The organism is Bradyrhizobium sp. LA6.8, assembly GCF_040547935.1.
In the GTDB taxonomy this organism is placed as follows: domain Bacteria; phylum Pseudomonadota; class Alphaproteobacteria; order Rhizobiales; family Xanthobacteraceae; genus Bradyrhizobium; species Bradyrhizobium barranii.
On record NZ_JBEPQQ010000001.1, the window covers coordinates 639,684 to 656,969 of the forward strand.

Annotated in this window: 11 protein-coding genes; 6 read left to right on the forward strand and 5 right to left on the reverse strand. The window is 62.8% G+C overall.

Annotated features, from left to right (window positions below; genetic code table 11):
- Positions 1-14 precede the first annotated feature (14 nt).
- The 3 genes from ABIA90_RS02655 to ABIA90_RS02665 are packed head-to-tail and all read left to right on the forward strand — an operon-like array spanning position 15 to position 5,177.
- Positions 15-3,197, forward strand: coding sequence for an efflux RND transporter permease subunit (locus tag ABIA90_RS02655; protein ID WP_354117179.1), 3,183 nt, complete (start codon positions 15-17; stop codon positions 3,195-3,197).
- Positions 3,194-4,465, forward strand: coding sequence for an efflux RND transporter periplasmic adaptor subunit (locus ABIA90_RS02660; RefSeq protein ID WP_063984307.1), 1,272 nt, complete (start codon positions 3,194-3,196; stop codon positions 4,463-4,465). The genes ABIA90_RS02655 and ABIA90_RS02660 overlap by 4 nt, the downstream gene beginning before the upstream one ends.
- Positions 4,466-4,475: 10 nt before the next feature.
- The gene (locus ABIA90_RS02665) at positions 4,476-5,177 is read left to right on the forward strand and encodes a hypothetical protein (protein ID WP_354117180.1); all 702 of its coding nucleotides are present in this window, start codon (positions 4,476-4,478) and stop codon (positions 5,175-5,177) included.
- An 87-nt stretch (positions 5,178-5,264) separates the two neighbouring features.
- Here ABIA90_RS02665 and ABIA90_RS02670 read toward each other — a convergent pair whose 3' ends face one another.
- Together ABIA90_RS02670 and ABIA90_RS02675 are read right to left on the reverse strand one after the other, a co-directional pair.
- Positions 5,265-6,473, reverse strand: coding sequence for an ABC transporter substrate-binding protein (locus tag ABIA90_RS02670; protein ID WP_354117181.1), 1,209 nt, complete (start codon positions 6,471-6,473; stop codon positions 5,265-5,267).
- Between the two features lie 79 nt (positions 6,474-6,552).
- Positions 6,553-9,453 (reverse strand): ATP-binding protein, encoded by a 2,901-nt coding sequence (locus tag ABIA90_RS02675; RefSeq protein WP_354117182.1) that lies wholly within the window; start codon positions 9,451-9,453, stop codon positions 6,553-6,555.
- 589 nt (positions 9,454-10,042) lie between these two features.
- On the opposite strand from ABIA90_RS02675, the gene ABIA90_RS02680 reads away from it, so the two are divergent.
- Positions 10,043-10,936 carry a helix-turn-helix transcriptional regulator gene (locus tag ABIA90_RS02680; RefSeq protein WP_354117183.1) on the forward strand — a complete coding sequence of 298 codons (894 nt, stop codon included), beginning with the start codon at positions 10,043-10,045 and terminating at the stop codon, positions 10,934-10,936.
- A gap of 322 nt (positions 10,937-11,258) precedes the next feature.
- On the opposite strand, the gene ABIA90_RS02685 is transcribed toward ABIA90_RS02680, so the two are convergent.
- The 3 genes from ABIA90_RS02685 to ABIA90_RS02695 form a co-directional block, all read right to left on the reverse strand.
- The gene (locus tag ABIA90_RS02685) at positions 11,259-11,492 is read right to left on the reverse strand and encodes a hypothetical protein (protein ID WP_354117184.1); all 234 of its coding nucleotides are present in this window, start codon (positions 11,490-11,492) and stop codon (positions 11,259-11,261) included.
- Positions 11,493-11,645: 153 nt separating this feature from the next.
- Positions 11,646-12,893, reverse strand: coding sequence for an ABC transporter substrate-binding protein (locus ABIA90_RS02690; RefSeq protein WP_354117185.1), 1,248 nt, complete (start codon positions 12,891-12,893; stop codon positions 11,646-11,648).
- A 380-nt stretch (positions 12,894-13,273) separates the two neighbouring features.
- Positions 13,274-13,516 carry a hypothetical protein gene (locus ABIA90_RS02695; protein WP_063984300.1) on the reverse strand — a complete coding sequence of 81 codons (243 nt, stop codon included), beginning with the start codon at positions 13,514-13,516 and terminating at the stop codon, positions 13,274-13,276.
- Positions 13,517-13,829: 313 nt separating this feature from the next.
- Between ABIA90_RS02695 and ABIA90_RS02700 the strand changes: the two genes are divergently transcribed.
- A complete protein-coding gene (locus ABIA90_RS02700) occupies positions 13,830-14,111 on the forward strand; it encodes a hypothetical protein (protein ID WP_028153535.1) in 282 nt (93 codons plus the stop codon).
- A gap of 124 nt (positions 14,112-14,235) precedes the next feature.
- Positions 14,236-17,088: an ATP-binding protein gene (locus tag ABIA90_RS02705; protein ID WP_354117186.1), complete on the forward strand. Its 2,853-nt coding sequence runs from the start codon at positions 14,236-14,238 to the stop codon at positions 17,086-17,088.
- The last annotated feature ends 198 nt before the right edge of the window (positions 17,089-17,286 follow it).

A 17,286-nucleotide genomic window follows, 5' to 3' on the forward strand; every position in this document is an offset into this window, starting at 1 on the left:
AGGCAGAACCACCAATGGGAATTGTTCGCTTCGCGCTACGGTTTCCGCACACGTTCTATGTGCTTGCGGCGCTGATCCTGTTTCTCGGCGGCATCGCGATCTGGTCGATGCCGACGGACATTTTTCCGGAGATCCGCATTCCCGTCGTCACGGTGGTGTGGAGCTACACCGGCCTGTCGACGCCCGAGATGGAGCAGCGGGTCAGCACCTACAGCCAGTATTCGATCAGCGCCAATGTCAGCGGCATCAAGAACATCGAGGCGCAAACCCTCAACGGCCTGTCGGTTCAGAAGATCTACTTCCAGCCGGACGTGAATCTCGATCTCGCGATCTCGCAGATCGTATCGGCAACCAACGCGATCCGCGCCCTGATGCCGCCGGGCATTCAGCCGCCGATCATCGTGCAGTTCAATGCGTCGAGCGTGCCGGTGCTCCAGCTCAGCCTCGAGTCCAATAGTCTGAACGAGCAGCAACTTTACGATTTCGGCATCTACCGTATCCGGCAGCAATTGGCGCCTGTTCCGGGCGTGACGCTGCCCACGCCTGCCGGCGGCAAGTACCGCCAGATCATGGTCGACATCGATCCGAACAAGCTCCTGTCGCGCGGATTGACGCCGCTCGACATCGTCAATGCGGTGAACACCCAGAATCTGACGCTGCCCACCGGCACGACGAAAATCGGCGACACCCAGTACACCGTTCGAACCAACGCCACGCCGGCCTCGATCAAGGATCTCAACATGATCCCGGTCAAGTTCGTGAACGGGGCCACGATCTTCCTGAAGGACGTGGCCCAGGTCCGGGACGGCTCCCAGGTCCAGCAGAACATCGTGCGCGAGGACGGTCATCGCGCCGTCCTGCTCAGCGTGATCAAGAACGGAAATGCCTCGACGCTCGCTGTCGTCAACGGGGTGAAGAAGGCCTTGAGTTCGATTCGCGCGTCGGCTCCTGCAGGGCTGAAGATCAACGAGCTGTTCGATCAGTCGGTCTTCGTCACCCATTCGGTCGATGGCGTGCTGCGCGAGGGCGCGATCGCGGCCGGCCTCACGGCACTGATGATCCTGCTGTTTCTGGGATCGTGGCGATCGACACTGGTCGTCTTGATCTCGATCCCGCTGGCGATGCTGTCTTCGCTGGTCGTGCTGTATTGTCTCGGCGAGACCTTGAACACGATGACGCTCGGCGGGCTAGCACTCGCGGTCGGCATCCTGGTCGACGATTCCACGGTGACGATCGAGAACACGCACCGGCTCTGGACCGAGGAAGGCATGCCGTTGCCCGATGCGACGCTGCACGGGGCAGCCGAAATCGCGGTGCCGACGCTCGTCTCCACGCTCGCCATCAGCTGTGTGTTCACCTCGGTCGTCTTTCTGGAAGGGCCGGCCAAATACCTCTTCACCCCGCTGGGTCTGGCGGTGGTGTTCGCAATGCTGGCATCATATGCCTTGTCGCGAACACTGACGCCGATCACCATCGGCCTGCTGCTGAAAGGCGAACGGCGCCATGGTGAGGGCGGAAGCCCTTCGGGCATCTTCGGTCGCGCCTCTGCGATGTTCGAGCGCGGATTCGAACGCCTGCGCAACGGCTATTCCGACCTGCTGTTGACGTTGCTTCGGCGTCGCGTTGTCGTGCCGGTCGTCGCGGTGCTGGTGCTGGCGCTCGGGGCCACCATGTTCGTCTATGTCGGCAGGGACTTCTATCCCCTGATCGACGGCGGCCAGATCCAGCTCCACGTTCGCGCGCCCGCGGGCACCCGCATCGAGAAGACGGAAGCGATCTTCCAGGCGGTCGAAGACAAGATCCGCCAAGTGATTCCGGAGCGGGACCGGGCGCTGATCGTCGACAATATCGGGCTTCCGGCGCGTCCCTACAATCTCGCATTCACCGACGGCTCGACGATCGGTGTGAACGACGGCACCATTCTCGTGTCGCTCAAGGACGGACACAAGCCGACCGCGGACTACGTCAGGAAACTGCGCCAGGTGCTGCCGGCGGCATTCCCGGAGGACACGTTCTATTTCCAGGCGGCCGACATCGTGACGCAGATCCTGAACTTCGGTCTTCCGGCGCAGATCGATGTCCGCACGGTTGGCTATGGCGACAACAATCTGGCCGTGGCCAAGGAGCTGCAGAAGAGCCTCGCGGCGATCCCCGGTGTCGTCGATGCGCATCTGCAGCAGGAAGTCGATGCTCCGGCGTTCTATGCCGACATCGACCGCACGCGGGCGGCGCAGCTTGGGCTCAACGCCAGCACGGTGGCGACCAATATCAATGTCAGCCTCAGCTCGTCGGCGCAGGTCTCGCCGAACTTCTGGACCGATCCGACGTCGGGCATCCCGTATTACCTGGCCGTGCAGACGCCCGAATACAGGGCCAATTCGCTGAACGCACTGGGAAACACGCCGGTGTCGGCCTCGCTTGCCGCGAGCGGGCAGACGGTGCCAGGCCTCCTCAGCAATGTCGCGACGTTCAAGCGGGGGAGTGTCCCCACCAATTCGAACCAGGCCAACGTCCAGCCGGTGTTTGACGTCTATGCGAGCGTCCAGGGTCGCGATCTCGGCGGCGTCGCGGCCGATATCAACAAGGTCACGTCCACACTCCAGAAGCAGCTCCAGCCGGGTAACTCGATCCAGGTCCTGGGACAGATCCAGAGCATGAATCAGTCGTTCCGCAATCTCGGAATCGGCCTGCTGTTTGCCGCCATCCTGGTCTACCTGCTGATGGTCGTGAACTACCAGAACTTCGGCGATCCCTTCGTCGTCATCATGGCGCTGCCGGCGACCTTGTGCGGTATCTTGACGATGCTGTTCATCACCGGAACGACACTGAACGTGCCTTCGCTGATGGGGGCGATCATGGCGGTCGGCGTTGCCTCCGCGAATTCGATCCTGCTCGTGACGTTCGCGCGTGATGAGCAATTGAAGGGACATTCCGCGTTCCAGGCGGCGCTGAGCGCGGGCCGCACCAGGATCCGTCCGGTCCTGATGACTGCTGCCGCGATGATCGTGGGCATGATCCCGATGGCGCTCGGAGGTCCGGGCGAGGAGCAGAACGCCGCGCTCGCGCGCGCGGTGATCGGCGGACTTCTGTTCGCGACCCCGACGACTTTGCTGATCGTGCCGTACCTTTTTGCCATGCTGCGCAAAGGTAACGATGGCAAGCCTCACCACGGCGTATTCGAGGAGCAACCGGAATGAGCGACGTTCGTGTGCGGACCAATGATGACGAGGCGAGGGACCCGCCCGATGCGGAGAGCCGCCGCATCGTCGAGCTCCCCGGCAAGGCCGCACCATCCGGACGCCGTTACGGCGGCGCGCTGCTCGGAGGAGGGATGCTGCTGCTGCTCGCGGGCGGTCTCGGCATCGGCGGCTGGCGGCACTATCAGGCGGCGCGTGAGGTCGCTGCAGTGGCGGAGCAGGTGAGAACCGCCATTCCGGAAGTGCGGGTGGCGGTGGTCCGGCCCAGCGGCGACCTGATGAAGGTTACCTTGCCGGCGACGACGACCGCGTTCGAGGCAGCCAATATCTTCGCGCGGACCAGTGGCTATATCGAAAAGCGCTATGTGGATATCGGCGATCGGGTCAAGAAAGGCGATCTTCTCGCGGCAATCACCGCTCCGGAGCTCGACCAGCAGATCGCCCAGGCCCAGGCGACGTTGGCCCAAAACCAGGCCGCCTTGCAGCAGGCCCAAGCGAGCCGGGAGCTTGCCGACGTCACCAACGCGCGCGACAGCAATCTGGTCAAGCAAGGCTGGCTGACGGCACAGCAGGGCGACAACGATCGTCTCACCCTGCGCGCACAGCAGGCGGCCGTGGGCGTCGCCCAGTCGAACATCACGGCGCAGGAGGCCCAGATTCGGGTCCTCCAGCAGGAGAAGGCTTATCAGCGCGTGGTGGCGCCGTTCGACGGCGTGATCACACAGCGCAACGTGGACAATGGCAGCCTGGTGCAGGCCGGGTCGACCTTCATGTTCACGCTGATGCATTCCAACGTGATCCGAACCCAGGTCTTCGTGCCGCAGGACGAGGCCTTCGGAGTCGGGCCGGGCGTCGACGCGGATATTCGCGTCCCCGAGATCCCGGGGCGGACGTTTCCGGGGAAAGTCACACGCATCGCAAGCGCATTGCAGCCGGGAAGCCGGACTCTGCTGACCGAGATCGACGTGCCCAATCCGGACGGTGCCTTGAGTCCCGGTATCTACTGCACGGTCGAGCTGTCGATCCCGCGCAAGACACCGTCGATGACCGTCTCGTCCGATGCGCTCGTCTTCGATCAGAACGGTCTTCATGTCGCGGTCGTGCGGAATGGCACCGTTCATCTGCAGCACGTCTCGATCGCGCGGGACTTGGGCACCACAATTGAAGTGCGCGAGGGCCTACAGCCCGGCGACCAGGTCGTGCTCAATCCGGCGGTGAACCTGGCGGAGGGCAGCAAGGTCACCATTCGCAAGGTCGAGGTCAGTTAGGAGCATAGAGATGATCCGGATCGTGCTCGCAACAATGATTGCGCTGCTGTTGGGTTGTTCTTCGAGTGAGGCGCAGGTCTCAACGATGGGCACCACGGCGATGGGCCTTCCAACCGTACCGGGTGCGATCGTGACCTCGCCGCTCAATAGTCCGGGGCCCTTTTCCGCAACAACCGAGCCTGGCGTTCCCGACACGACGCTGGCGCCTGTTCCGCTCGCCTCGGATCCGACGACGCCGGGTACGGTCGTCGTCTGCGCCACGCCATTGACGTCCTCGATGCCGGTGCCGGCGACCCCGATCGTATCGAGCATCGGCTCGTCAGCGTCAGGCATCGGCGCTCCGTTATTGCCGGTCACAGGGCAAACCGGCAGCTCCATCGGAACGATTCCCGCAGCGGCACCGGCGGGAACGGGGACGACGGTCGCATGCAGCTCGACGCCGGGAGGGCTCGCGACAAGCGCTGCGTCCCTGCCACTCTCGATCCCGCAAGTGCCGTCCAGTCTCGCGCCCGGCACGATCCTGGCGGACACCAGCGCCGCCGGCGGTACCGGCATCGATCCAAATGCCGCCGTCATGCCGAGCCCGAACAGCACGGCCTGCGCGGAAGGAGTCTCGATGAACCTCGCAGCGCCTGCGACCGTGTTGCCGGCCAACGCCTCAGGCGCGGCGCCAACGCCGGGAGTGTCGCCGATCTTGCCGCCGGGATGCTGAGGCGACGCCGCTACAGGACTCTCGTCGCACCGCGTGCGGATCGGGGGATGACACGTCGGCTGGCGTAGCCTTGGCCGTACCAGCGCTTCACGTTGCCGGGCGTAGCTTCAAAACTTCGGCGTCGGGCGGCAGCATCGTTCCACCGTCCCGGTATTTCCAGTCCACCATCACGCCCTTGTTGCCCCGTACAGTGGTGCGGCCGACGAAGGTCCCCATGGTGCTCTGATGGTCGATGGAACGCCAAATCGCCGGGCCGAATGGCGTTTCGAAGCCGACATTGCCAAAGCCGTCGGCCATCGCCTCGGTATCGAATTTCCCGAGCTTTGCGATCGGCGCCGCGATGGAGCTGATCAAGGCGTGACCGACCACGGATCCCATCGTGGGAGCCTCGCCATATCGCGCGGAATAGGCCGACACGAAGGCGCTGTTGGCGTGATCCAAGACCTCGGTCACCGGATAGCCGGTCACGATCCATCCCTCCGGTGCGTCCTGCCCGAGGGGAAGAAGGTATTCGGGTTCGCCGGTCGTGAACGACACGACGTGTCGCCCTTCGAACAGGCCGCGATCATTGCCTTGCCGGACAAATCTGGCGAGATCGGGTCCGAAGGTGACGTTGAGGATCGCTTCGGGTTTCTGCTGCGCGAGGGCGTTAACGACCACGCCGGCATCAATGGCGCCCAGCGGCGGCCACTGACTGTTGATGAACTCGACGTCGGGACGGCGGCGGCTCAGAAGCTGCGTGAACCATCTTACGGCCGACTGTCCGTATTCGTAGTTCGGCGCGATCGTCGCCCACCGCGTCGCCTTCAATTGAGCTGCCTCCTCCACCAGCATGGCTGCCAGCATGTATGTCGAGGGGCGGAGCCGGTAACAATATCGATGCCCTTGCTCCCAAACGAGGGCGTCGGTGAGCGGTTCGCTCGCCACGAAGAGGATCCGGTTTTGCCGGGCGAAGTCGCTGATTGCCAGTCCGACATTCGACAGATATGCGCCTGCCAGAAGATCGACGTCATTCCGCCGCACCAGTTCTTCGGCGGCACGCAGCGCGACGCTCGGCTTGCCTTCGTCGTCCCGACTGATGACCTGCAGCTCACGCCCGAGGAGACCTCCATTCGCATTCAGCTGTTCGACCGCCAACTGCCAGCCGCGACGATAGGGCAGGGTAAACGCGGGCGCGCTGCTATAGGAGTTGATCTCGCCGATCCTGATCGGTCTCGTGCCCTGGGCGCGGATGATGCCGGGCGAAAACACCGACGCGCCAACACCGCCTAAGACCTGTCGTCGAGAGATGCTCATCTGGTACGATCCGGAGGATTGAGTGTGAGGGTTGGTCCAGCGCTGCAGGACATGTCGTGCCGGTCGAAAGATCAGCAACCTAGTGGCAGGTGCAGGACGGGGGCCGGTCGTCGCCGCCTGTCGAAATCGAGATGCCCGGACTTGCAGCGAGACCGCGCGCAAAGGCGAGCGCGGGAAGATCGACCTCCCGATCGAACAGAGCGCTGACTGGACCGACCAGATCAAGCGCGGTCTGCTGGCGGTCCGACGCCGCCATGATCCTTGCCCAGGCTGCCGCGACCTTCAGCTCGTAGAAGCGGCATTGCTGCTCTCTGGCAACGGACAGGCCCTCGGAGAACAGGACTTCCGAGCGGGACCGATCTGACGAGCCATCGGCAAGCAGGATCTCGCCCTTGATCCGCAGCAGATCAGCAAGGCACCACAATTGCTGGCCTTGCCGGGAGATGGCCAGGGCATCTTCCACGGCGGCCAGGGCCTGCGCACTCTCGCCGACCGCGAACAGTCCTTCGGCGAGCGATCCGAGAAATTCGGGATTGCGCATCAGCCAGCCGTTCTCGGCCCGCGCTTTCAGTCCGCTGCGCAGCAGATCTATTCCATCGTGATGTCTGCCTTGCAGGACGAGCAACTGCCCCTTCAGGCAGGACGTCCAGCTCGTCCAGAAAGCTATTCCCTCGCGCGTGACGAGCTCGAGGAGAGACGCTATCGCCTGATCGGCAGTGGCGACATCATGCGTCATCAGCGCAATGGGGCACACGGCGTTCCGCAGCGCGTAAGCGATCGCGAGCTTGTCCTTCTCACGCTGCGCCTCCTCGAGGCATTCCGCGGCCAGGGATCTGCTCTGGGCGATCTTTCCCTGGAGCAGCAGCACGCGGGCTAACATGGCCTTTGCCAGGACGGTCTGGTTGAGCAGGAACCACATCTGGTTCGCGCCGTCCTTCAATCCGTGAGCCGAGTGGTTCAGGGAGAGGGTCAGTTCGCGTCGAGCTTCCTCCTGCGCGCCGTAAAAATGGGTGGCGGCGCCGATCAGGCGGCGGCCGACCGTCTCGTTGGCGGGGTTTCCCGTGCGAAGGGCGATCTCCAGATATCGCTCTCCGACACTCTTGGCCGCGTCGTATTGGCCCGAGTTGAGATTATAGCTCCACAGCGTCCAAACAGCCTTGAGCTGAAGCTCGAGATCGGACAGCTCTTCGCCGAGCGCAAGGCCGATGTTCAGAGCCGCCTTCATGCGCTCCGCCGAGCCTGTCGTATTGAGAAGCGCGAACCCCAGCGCGACATAGAGCTGCGCCTTGAGCCTTGGATTGCAGGTCAGCTCTCCGTCAAGATGGGCGAGAGCGTGCTCGATCCGGGTCGAGCATTCCATGAAGGACAGCAGTTGCATCCACACCGGCACAAAGCCGGCTGTCAGCTCTACGCCGAGCGCGGCATCGCCGCCGGGTGCGAAGGCCCAGTCGAGCGCCGCATGCACGTTTCCAATTTCCTGGGCAAGGCGAGTGAGATCGTCGGAGGCGGGGGAGGCATCGCCAGGTGGCATGATGAGCTGCCTGAGAAAGCCCGCATGCCGTCTGCTGGCCTGCGCGCAGAGCCCTGCTTCTGCCAGCTTCTCCAGAGCATAGGCGCGGGTGGTCTCCAGCAGACGCCACCGCCCTTCGAAGGAGGGATCGAGCGAGACCAGCGATTTTCCGACCAGATTGAACAGTGTTTCGATGACGTCCGACCGGGACAACGCGTCGTCCATCATTGCAATGGCCGCATCGAGTGTGAAACCTGCTGGAAACACCGCGAGCCAGCACAACAGCCTTTGCTCGTCGGGCGATAACAGATCGTAGCTCCAGTCCAGCGTCGCTCGCAGGGTCTGGTGCCGCGGCAGTTGGTCCCTGCGGCCGCCGCTCAGCAACTCCATTCGCCTGTCCAGGCGAAGCAAGACCGTGTCTACCCCAAGATTCGCGGTCTGAGCCGCGGCGAATTCCAGCGCGAGCGGAATTCCGTCGAGCCGGCGACAGATGGCAGCCACTTTCAGCAGATCGTCCGCGCCTGGAGAGAAGTTCGCGCGTAGCGACTGTGTGCGAGCGACGAAGAGCTGCACGGCGCTTGCCTGCAACAGCACACCGGGATCACGCAAACCAGAGTCCGGAACCGACAGCGGCGGGATGGCCGCAACGTATTCGCCATCGATGCGGAGGCCTTCCCGACTGGTCGAAAGAATAGTGACATTGGGACAATAGCGAAGTGCAGCACTCGCGATCTGTGCAGCGATGTCGATGACATGCTCGCAATTGTCCAAGATGAGAAGCAGACGCCGTGACCCGATAGCCTGCGCGATGCAGGCGGCCGAAACCTCCTTGTCACTCAGGGCAAGCTTGAGCGCACGCGCGGTGGTCGATGTCGCAAGTGCCGGATCATGCAAGGTCGCGAGCTCGACCAGCGCCACCGCACCATCGAATGAGGATGCGACCAGGCGCGCAAGTTCGATGGCCAGCTTTGTTTTCCCGATGCCTCCCGGGCCGACCAAAGTCACGGCCCGATATGCGAACATAAGTTCGGCAATTTCGCTCAGGCAATCCTCGCGCCCGATAAGAGGAGCGCGCGTGTTCGGCAGGTTGTTCGAAAAGGATTCGATGGCCGGGACGGATACCGATGTCGCTGCGGGCTGATCCAAATGCCCGCTTCGCCAGGTCCCGGCGAGGGTGTATCCACGGCCCGAGATCGTCTTGAGGAGATCGCGATCTTTGCCCAGCGCCTTGCGGACGGCGGAGATATGGACCTGTAGCGTGTTGTCCTCGACGGCCAGGCCTGACCAGACACTTCCGATCAAATCATCCTTGGTCACCAGGTGACCGGCGCAACCCGCCAGTTTCTCGAGAATCTCGAATGCGCGGCTTCCGATCGGGACCGTGATGTTGTCGCACTTCAGCTCTCTCCGCTGGCAATCGATGAGCCAGTTACCGAAAGAGTAGGTTCGTACAGCGGGCGAAGGCGACATAAGGGGGTCCGTGGATCAGCTTCACTGCCGCAATCTAGGAGAGTGACGTGACCCCCAAAGATCACCGCCCCTGGCAAGATTCTGAAAGCGTCAGTATGCCCAGGTGTCCTACAGGGGAGGCCGTTGGGGTGTCAAGGCGACCTTCTCAGTAGTCGGCTGTTCGCCATGGCTCGATGCAGGCGTCCGAAACGCTCTTTGCTTGCACACGAATTCGTGAGGACGAATGGGAGTGCCAAAATGGGAGAGCGGCCGGAAGGAGCGTGCAGCACACAGCAACACGGGGCAGGGGATTTCGCGTCGCGACGGTTCAGAAGCTCGGCAGCCTGCTTGGTCTCTTCGTTATCGAGCGGTCGAAGCGACACCTGTTCACATCGCGAGCTGCAGGATATCGCGCGGCATCTCGATTGAATGGATGGCACGACGCATCGCTTCGACGGTGTCGGCATGTCGGCGAAGGAGAGCCTGAAGTTTCCTGATTTTGCGCCTCTTCACTCGCGATCGGGCCATAGCTTGCTACCTTACTCTGCGATCGATGCGCTTCGCCGGAATGGAGCATCATCGTTTGGATTGTCCTTGCCAGAGTAAGATCATGTCTCAGCCATTATTACTGTCGCCACAACCGAAGCATGGCGACACCCAGGCGACCGTCACCGCGGACGAAACAGATTTCCGCTCGGCCATCGCAATGGCCTCGATCGCGCCGCTTCCGAAGGTCATCGCGCCTACCACCGTTTCGCGCAGGGACGATCTGTCCCCCCTTGATGCAACGACGATTGCCTTCGGGCGGCTTGGTCTGGTCATTGCGATCGAAGGGCAGCCACGGCGCAGCTCCAGCATATCCCCGTGTAATCCGGCGCGCGACACCGGCTGGCTGCGCGTCGAAATCCCGTGGCAATGCGCGGCCATGACTGCACCTAGCTCTCTGACAACTGCGCCCATTTGTGACGACGATCCGGTAGTTCAGCGCCTGTCCGAAGCTCTCGTCGCGATGGAGCGATTGAAAGCCACCGATAGCGCCCTTTGCGTCGACGCCCTGCGATTTGCCGTCATTGCCCGGCTCCTTGCCTTGCGGTCCGAGGCGCAGCCGAGGTTCGACGAGCGAGCCCGCGTCGGCCAATGCACTTCTGAAAGGCCGGTCCACGGATTGCAGAAGTGGCGGCTCAAGCGGGTGCTCGACTATATCGAGACTCACTTCCGCAAGAAAATCGTGCTGGCGGATCTTGCCGCGGCCGCGGGCCTGAGCCGGATGCATTTCGCCGCCCAGTTCCGCGCTGCGACGGGTTGCAGGCCTCACGAATATATCTTGCGGCACCGGATACAGCGTTCCAAGGATCTACTGCGGGAGTGCGAGATGCCGATTGTTGAGGTCGCGCTCACAGTGGGTTTTCAGAGCCAGGCCCACTTCACGACGACGTTCAGGCGCTTCGCGGGTGACACGCCGAGTCGATGGCGAGATGCCGCTGCGGCGGGATTCGATCTTTGATGCCCTTGCCTCGAGCGAGTAGGCCTCTGCCCCGTGGCGCCTGAGACCGCAATGGCGAGGTTGGTGAATTCCGCGATGGAGCTGGCATCGCCATCCATCAATCCACATTTTTAACGTATGCGCGGCAGATGCCGGGCCACGCTGTTGGTACGGATCAATGCGCCTCGGATATGGCCAGTCGGAAGAACGGGGCTTCATAGGGCCGCCATTCTTCCTCCAGTCACGTCCGTGAGATGGAAGCCCCCGAAGCGCCGAGATGAACCTCTTCAAGTCCGCGCTGACGATTGCCTTGCGGCAAGGGGGCTCGCTCCGGTTGGCGTGCTCAATAGCCCGACTTGGGCTCGCACGGAGGCCGACGCCAGGGGTCGCTCGCGTACGCACCGACGTCGGGAGCGCGAACACAGTTGCGCTTGGACGTCACCGGAACGCGCTGAACCGACGCATAGGCGTCGTCATTGGTTTGGCGCGCGTTGTTGCTGCCTTCGCGAGCCATCGCGGGGGAGGCGATCATGGCCGAAACCATCAGTCCGGCCGACAAGAGCTTCAGTGTAGTCATTGCACGTCTCCTTGACAAAGCGACGCCGGGAACGCCTCGGCTCGCCTGCCAGACATGTGTACGCATGTGTCGGATGAGCAGTATCAATTGAACGATCATTTTCGCCTTTGCACGAAGTCGGCGCCCGCGCTTCATCTCGAAAGCGATTGCTCGCTAGTCGGGCGAAAGCGTTATCTGGTCCGAATGGCCATTCATGAGCGGACCGAACCATTCCCACTTCTCGCCGGTGAAACGCATCATTTGGAGATGCTCGATCGGGCGAAAGTCCGTCGGCGATGTCTTGACCCGGACGCCGGGAATATAGGCCGCCCCCTCGATGTCGAGAGTCGTCGCCACCTGCATGATCCTCTCGCGCGTGAGATCGTCGCCACAGCGCCTAAGCACCTCAACGAGCGCGCTCGACATATTGAATGCCACCAGCGGGCCGCTTTCGGATCGATCTGCGTCCGGATAGTATTTCGCCATGAACGCGCGAAAATGCTGCATGCCCGGGTATGAGTCCCACTGCGGGTCGGTCACGTCCATCTGGTACCCGGCACTCAGGACTCCCTTCGCGTTGTCCAGTCCTGCGAGCTTCAACACTGAGCCGACCGAAACCGAGACGTTCGTCATGATGTGGACGGGATGCCAGTCCAGCTCGGCGAGCTTCCTGATCGCCTGAGCCGCGAATTTTGGCGTGGCGACATTGATGAAAATGTCGGGGGCGGCCGCCTTGATCGCCACGATCTGCGAGTCGATTGTCGGCTCGCTGATTTCATATGGCAGGCTCGCAACCACCATTTGCGCGTACCTGTCTTGCAGCACCTCCTTCAGGCCAGCCAGATAATCGCGTCCGAAGTCGTCGTTCTGGTAGAGGATGCCGATCCTGGCGCCAGGGTGATGCGTCAGGACATAGTCCGCGTAGATGCGTGCCTCGGTTCGGTAGCTCGGTAGCCAGCCGATCGTCCACGGAAAGTGGACGGGATCAGCCCAGCGAGATGCTCCCGAAATGGCGAACAATTGCGGCACGTGGCGATTATTCATGTACCTTTGAATGGCGGCGTTGCTCGCGGTGCCGAAGGGGGCGAAGATCGCGAGCACTTCGTCGGCCTCGACGAGCCGCCGTGCCTGCTCGACCGCTCGGGACGGATTGTAGCCATCGTCGTAGGAGATGAACTCGACTGTCCGGCCGTTGATGCCGCCATTGTCGTTGACCATGCGAAAATACGCACTCATCGTCCTGCCGATGATGCCGTAAGCCGATGCCGGGCCGCTATAGGGCATGATGTTGCCGATCCTGATCTCGGTGTCGCTCGCACCGGGATCGTATCGCTGTTGCGCAGAGGCGCTGGCTGCGCCGGCCGCAAATATGACGGCGACGATCGCTAGTTTTCGCAGGCGCCTCGCAATGTCCGGACTCAAATGGCCACTTCCATCAGTGATCAAGCGATGCCTCCATAGCGCTGCTGGTCATCGTGCCTGCCGGGCGGCGGTATGGCGCCAATGGGGGGCCTGCTCGTCCAACAGTCGATAGCCGGAGTGTAGCGCGGGACCCGACGCGAGCCGGATTACAGAAGCTGAAGAACTGTGAAGTTTTACAATGGTGTGCGTAGAATTGACCCGTCACCGGCGCGCGATCTGGGGGAGCGTTCTACGCCGTCGTCGCGAACAAACGTTCGGAGCCGATGATATCGATCGAGGCTCCGGACCCGCGGGGTGCGCCGCATGGCGCGGTCGCACGCCGAGCGGGGTCACGGACAGGCATGGTTGCGCGGCAATTTGCCTTTGCGTATTGCCGCCGCTCACCGATGCCCGTGGCGGTTGTAGATGTGGCCCGCTCCGAACACCGGAGCCGCGCCACCGGACCGCTCGAGACCCATTCGCCCTGCCGGCGTCAATGCGCCGCCATTCAGCACGTCGCGATTGGGATACATTGATGCAAATGCGGCGGGCTCCTGATCGGCAAAGGACCAAGCCGCGGAGGCGGATGATATCGTTGCCGTTGAGAGCAGCACTGCGGCGATCAGGGTTTTGAATGCACTCATAGCGAATCTCCATTGTTCGTGACGTGCGGAGAGTCGCTTGGCGATGATCGCTGCTCGGCTGATGGCGTTTCCGGAATTGTTTTCTATACCGGGCTATATAGGCAGTCCGGCCGGAAAACCCTGCTTGTCACGCATCACTCTTGCGAGAAGATGACGGGAATATCAGGCAGAGCGCGCGGTTACGAAGGTCTGATGCGTCTTCGAAGCCGAACTCTGTCACAATTGTCATAGTTGCTCGCGCGATCGTGCATGGTCGAATCGTGTGCGACGCCCAGTTCTAGGTGCAGGTCATACAACATGAGGAGTGTGAGCCATGAGACTGCTCTGGTTTCTCTGCGTCGTTGCCAGCCTTGCGCTCTCGGGCGTTGCATCTGCCCGCGGCGGCATGGGATCTCACATGTCGATGGAGAGCGGCGGCGCGCTCGGTACCAGCGCTGCTGCGCCGGGAACGAACTCGCTCGGCACCGCGCTCCCGTCATCGGAGGGGGTTGGTCATCCGACGAAGGGACCGCTGCTCGGCTCGGATGCGACCATCGACAAGGAGGACGCACGGGTCGAGAAGATGCTGGAAGGATCCATCTGTCGCGGCTGCTGACGTGCGAGCATTGCGATATTTGCGGCGAGTGTCTGGCGGCCTTGGTCGCCGGACAGATTGTGTATTTTGAAAGCGTTGGTGATACGCTGGGCGCAAGATCAAACAACCGCCTGGGGCTATGCCGATGATGGCCGAGCCAAACCAGCGCCCCGTCTACGCCTGCGCTGAATGGGAGATCGATCTTGCCAGACGCGAACTGCGCTCGATGGGAGAGTCCGTTCCTCTGGGCGGTCGTGCCTTTGAGATTCTTGCGGAATTGGCTCAGGCCGAAGGCGGGCTGGTCACCAAGAATGACCTGACAGAGCGTGTCTGGCGCGGCGTCTTCGTCGAGGAGAGTGCACTTCGGGTCCATATCGCGGCGATCCGGAAGGCCTTTGGTTCGGATCGTGACATGCTGGCGACAACGGTCGGCCGGGGCTATCGCCTGCTGGGTTCATGGCGGACCCGGCAGATGGATGCCCCGCTACAATCTGCCGCACCCCAGCCACTGCCGTCGACCAACATTCCCAATGCATCATTCGTTCTCATCGGCCGCACCACCGCGGTCGCGCGTTTGTGGGAGCTTCTGTCGGCTTATCGCGTCGTGAGCCTCGTCGGGCCTGGCGGGATTGGCAAGACAGCCCTTGCACTACAAGCCGCCAGAACGCTGCCAGCCGGTTTTGCGGCCGACCGGTTGCTGGTCGAATTGGCCTCGCTGCCCGATCCCAAGCTCGTGCCCTCGGCCGTCGCCAGCATGCTCGGTATCAAGCTCGAAGGGGAGGAGATCACCCCGGGCTCCATAGCGCGCGCGATTGGCGCCAGGCAGTTGTTGCTCATTCTCGACAATTGCGAGCACGTCGTTGATACCGTGGCCCAACTGGCCGAGACGATCGTCAGCCAGTGTTCCGGAACGACCGTCCTGGCGACAAGTCGCGAAGCGCTGCGCATTGACGGCGAACATGTCTATCGCGTTCCGCCCCTGGGTGTGCCGCCCGAAGTCCGGCTCGGGTCTGACGCCGCATCGGCCTACACGGCAGTGGAATTGTTCACGACCAGAGCGAAAGCGCTGGGCTCCAGCTTCGCGCTCGACGAAGAGAACCTCGATGCCGTCGCAGCCATCTGCCGCCGGCTGGATGGCATTCCACTCGCGATCGAGTTCGCGGCGGCACGCGCCGTGATGCTCAGTCCGCCGAAGATCGCGGCACTTCTCGACGACAGGTTCAAATTTCTGACGACCGGCCGGCGTACTGCGTTGCCCAGGCAGCAAACGCTTCGTGCGACGCTCGACTGGAGCTACGATCTACTGCCGGACGCCGAGGCGCGGGTCCTGCGGCGGCTCGGCGTGTTTGCCGGAGAGTTTCTGCTCGATGCCGTGATCGCGGTCGCCGGCGAAGGGATGGGCGATGTCACCGCGGAGCTTGCCAACCTGGTGGCAAAGTCGCTCGTCCTTGCGGATATTCGCGGCGAGCGCCCGTACTATCGCCTGCTGGACACCACGCGCGCCTATGCACTGGAAAAGCTTCACGCCAGCGGCGAATTTCCCGGCGCAGCGCGCCGCCAGGCCGGATACTATGGCGGGTTCTTTGCGAATGCGGAAGCTGACAGCGAAGTGAAGCCGCAGGCGGAGTGGCTCGGCTTCTATGGCCAGCACATCGACAACGTACGATCCAGCCTCGATTGGGCTTTCTCGCCCGACGGAGATGCGCAGATCGGAGTGGCGCTGACCGCAGGGGCCGTCCCGTTATGGGTACAATTGTCGCTCCTCGCCGAGTGCCGCGAGCGGACCGAACTGGCGTTGGCCAGCCTCGACGGCAGCGCCGCTGGCGCATTGCGGCTCCGCATGCAATTGTCGGCCGCGCTTGGCTGGTCACTGATGTACGGCGTTGGCAGGGCTCGAGAGGCCGGTCCGGCCTGGGCTGCGACCCTGCAGCTGGCCGAGCAGCTCGGCGACAGCGACTATCTGTTGCGTGCGCTTTGGGGGCTCTGCATCGATCAATTCAACAACGGCGAGTTCCGCAAGGCGTTGGAATTCGCGCACCGCTTCGCGGATATCGTGGCCGATTCCCAAAATTCGGTCGACCGGATGATGGGCGATCGGCTGCTTGCCACCACGCTGCACTACCTCGGTGACCAGCGGTTGGCGCATCATCACATTGGGCGGACCTTATCTCGCCTTTCCGATCTGGCGGCGAAGCCGCAGGTGATCCGTTTCAGGTTCGACCTGCGAGCCTCGGCACGCTATTTCCAGGCGCGCATCCTGTGGCTTCTCGGGTTGGCGGATCAGGCACTGAACGTCGTCGAGCGCAATGTCGAGGAGGGCCGAGCGAGTGGTCATGCTCTGACCTTCTGCAGCGTGCTTGGCCAGGGCGCCTGTCCGATTGCTTTCCTGGCCGGCGATCTCGATGCTGCGGAAGGCTATTGCACCATGCTGCTCGAGCACACCGAACGTCATCCGATCCGTCTATGGAACGTATGGGCGCGCGCCTTCAGGGGCATGGTCATGGCGCGGCGTGGCGATGTCGCCGCCGGACTGACGTTGTTGCGCAAGGCGCTCGAGCTGGCGGGCGAGGCGCGTTTCCTGCCGCGCTTCCTGCTTCCTCTCGGCGAACTGGCGGCGTGTCTCGGAGAGGTCGGCGAAGTATCGCTGGGGCTTGCGACCGCGGACGAGGCGCTCGCGCGCTGCGAGGCGAGGGATGAGCGGTGGTATGCGGCCGAGCTCTGGCGCATCAAGGGCGAGTTGCTCCGGCATCCCGGCGAGCGTCGCTCGGCTATCGCTGCCGAGCAGTGCTTCGACAAGGCGTTCGAAGTCGCGCGCGGCCAAGGTGCGCTGTTCTGGGAGCTGAGAGCGGCCATCAGCCTGGCACGGTTGAGGACGAGTCAGGGCCGTCCCGCCGATGCGCACCAAATCCTGGCTCTTGTGTACGGCAAATTCACCGAGGGTTTCGAGACCACGGATCTCAGGCTCGCGAGAGCGATGATGACGGAGTTTTCGACCTAATAGTACGGGCGGTGCTCCAGGATGCCCCGGGGGCGGCGTCCGATACATGTCATCGGACGCAGGTGCGGCCTCGGCGAGCGCCGCATCCCCCGTGCTCCAGAACGTTGGCTTCGAAGTCCTATTGCCGGACCAAGAATGCGCCGGCCCCTCGACGCGGTCTTTCCATGCCGCGCGCTTCTATCCGGATTGCACGGCATC

Bases quoted from the DNA above. Each gene is read 5' to 3' on its own strand.
- ABIA90_RS02660 (WP_063984307.1), top strand. From the start codon at position 3,194: ATGAGCGACGTTCGTGTGCGGACCAATGATGACGAGGCGAGGGACCCG.
- ABIA90_RS02670 (WP_354117181.1), bottom strand. From the start codon at position 6,473: ATGAGCATCTCTCGACGACAGGTCTTAGGCGGTGTTGGCGCGTCGGTG.
- ABIA90_RS02680 (WP_354117183.1), top strand. From the start codon at position 10,043: ATGTCTCAGCCATTATTACTGTCGCCACAACCGAAGCATGGCGACACC.
- ABIA90_RS02675 (WP_354117182.1), bottom strand. From the start codon at position 9,453: ATGTCGCCTTCGCCCGCTGTACGAACCTACTCTTTCGGTAACTGGCTC.
- ABIA90_RS02655 (WP_354117179.1), top strand. From the start codon at position 15: ATGGGAATTGTTCGCTTCGCGCTACGGTTTCCGCACACGTTCTATGTG.
- ABIA90_RS02695 (WP_063984300.1), bottom strand. From the start codon at position 13,516: ATGAGTGCATTCAAAACCCTGATCGCCGCAGTGCTGCTCTCAACGGCA.
- ABIA90_RS02705 (WP_354117186.1), top strand. From the start codon at position 14,236: ATGATGGCCGAGCCAAACCAGCGCCCCGTCTACGCCTGCGCTGAATGG.
- ABIA90_RS02685 (WP_354117184.1), bottom strand. From the start codon at position 11,492: ATGACTACACTGAAGCTCTTGTCGGCCGGACTGATGGTTTCGGCCATG.
- ABIA90_RS02700 (WP_028153535.1), top strand. From the start codon at position 13,830: ATGAGACTGCTCTGGTTTCTCTGCGTCGTTGCCAGCCTTGCGCTCTCG.
- ABIA90_RS02665 (WP_354117180.1), top strand. From the start codon at position 4,476: ATGATCCGGATCGTGCTCGCAACAATGATTGCGCTGCTGTTGGGTTGT.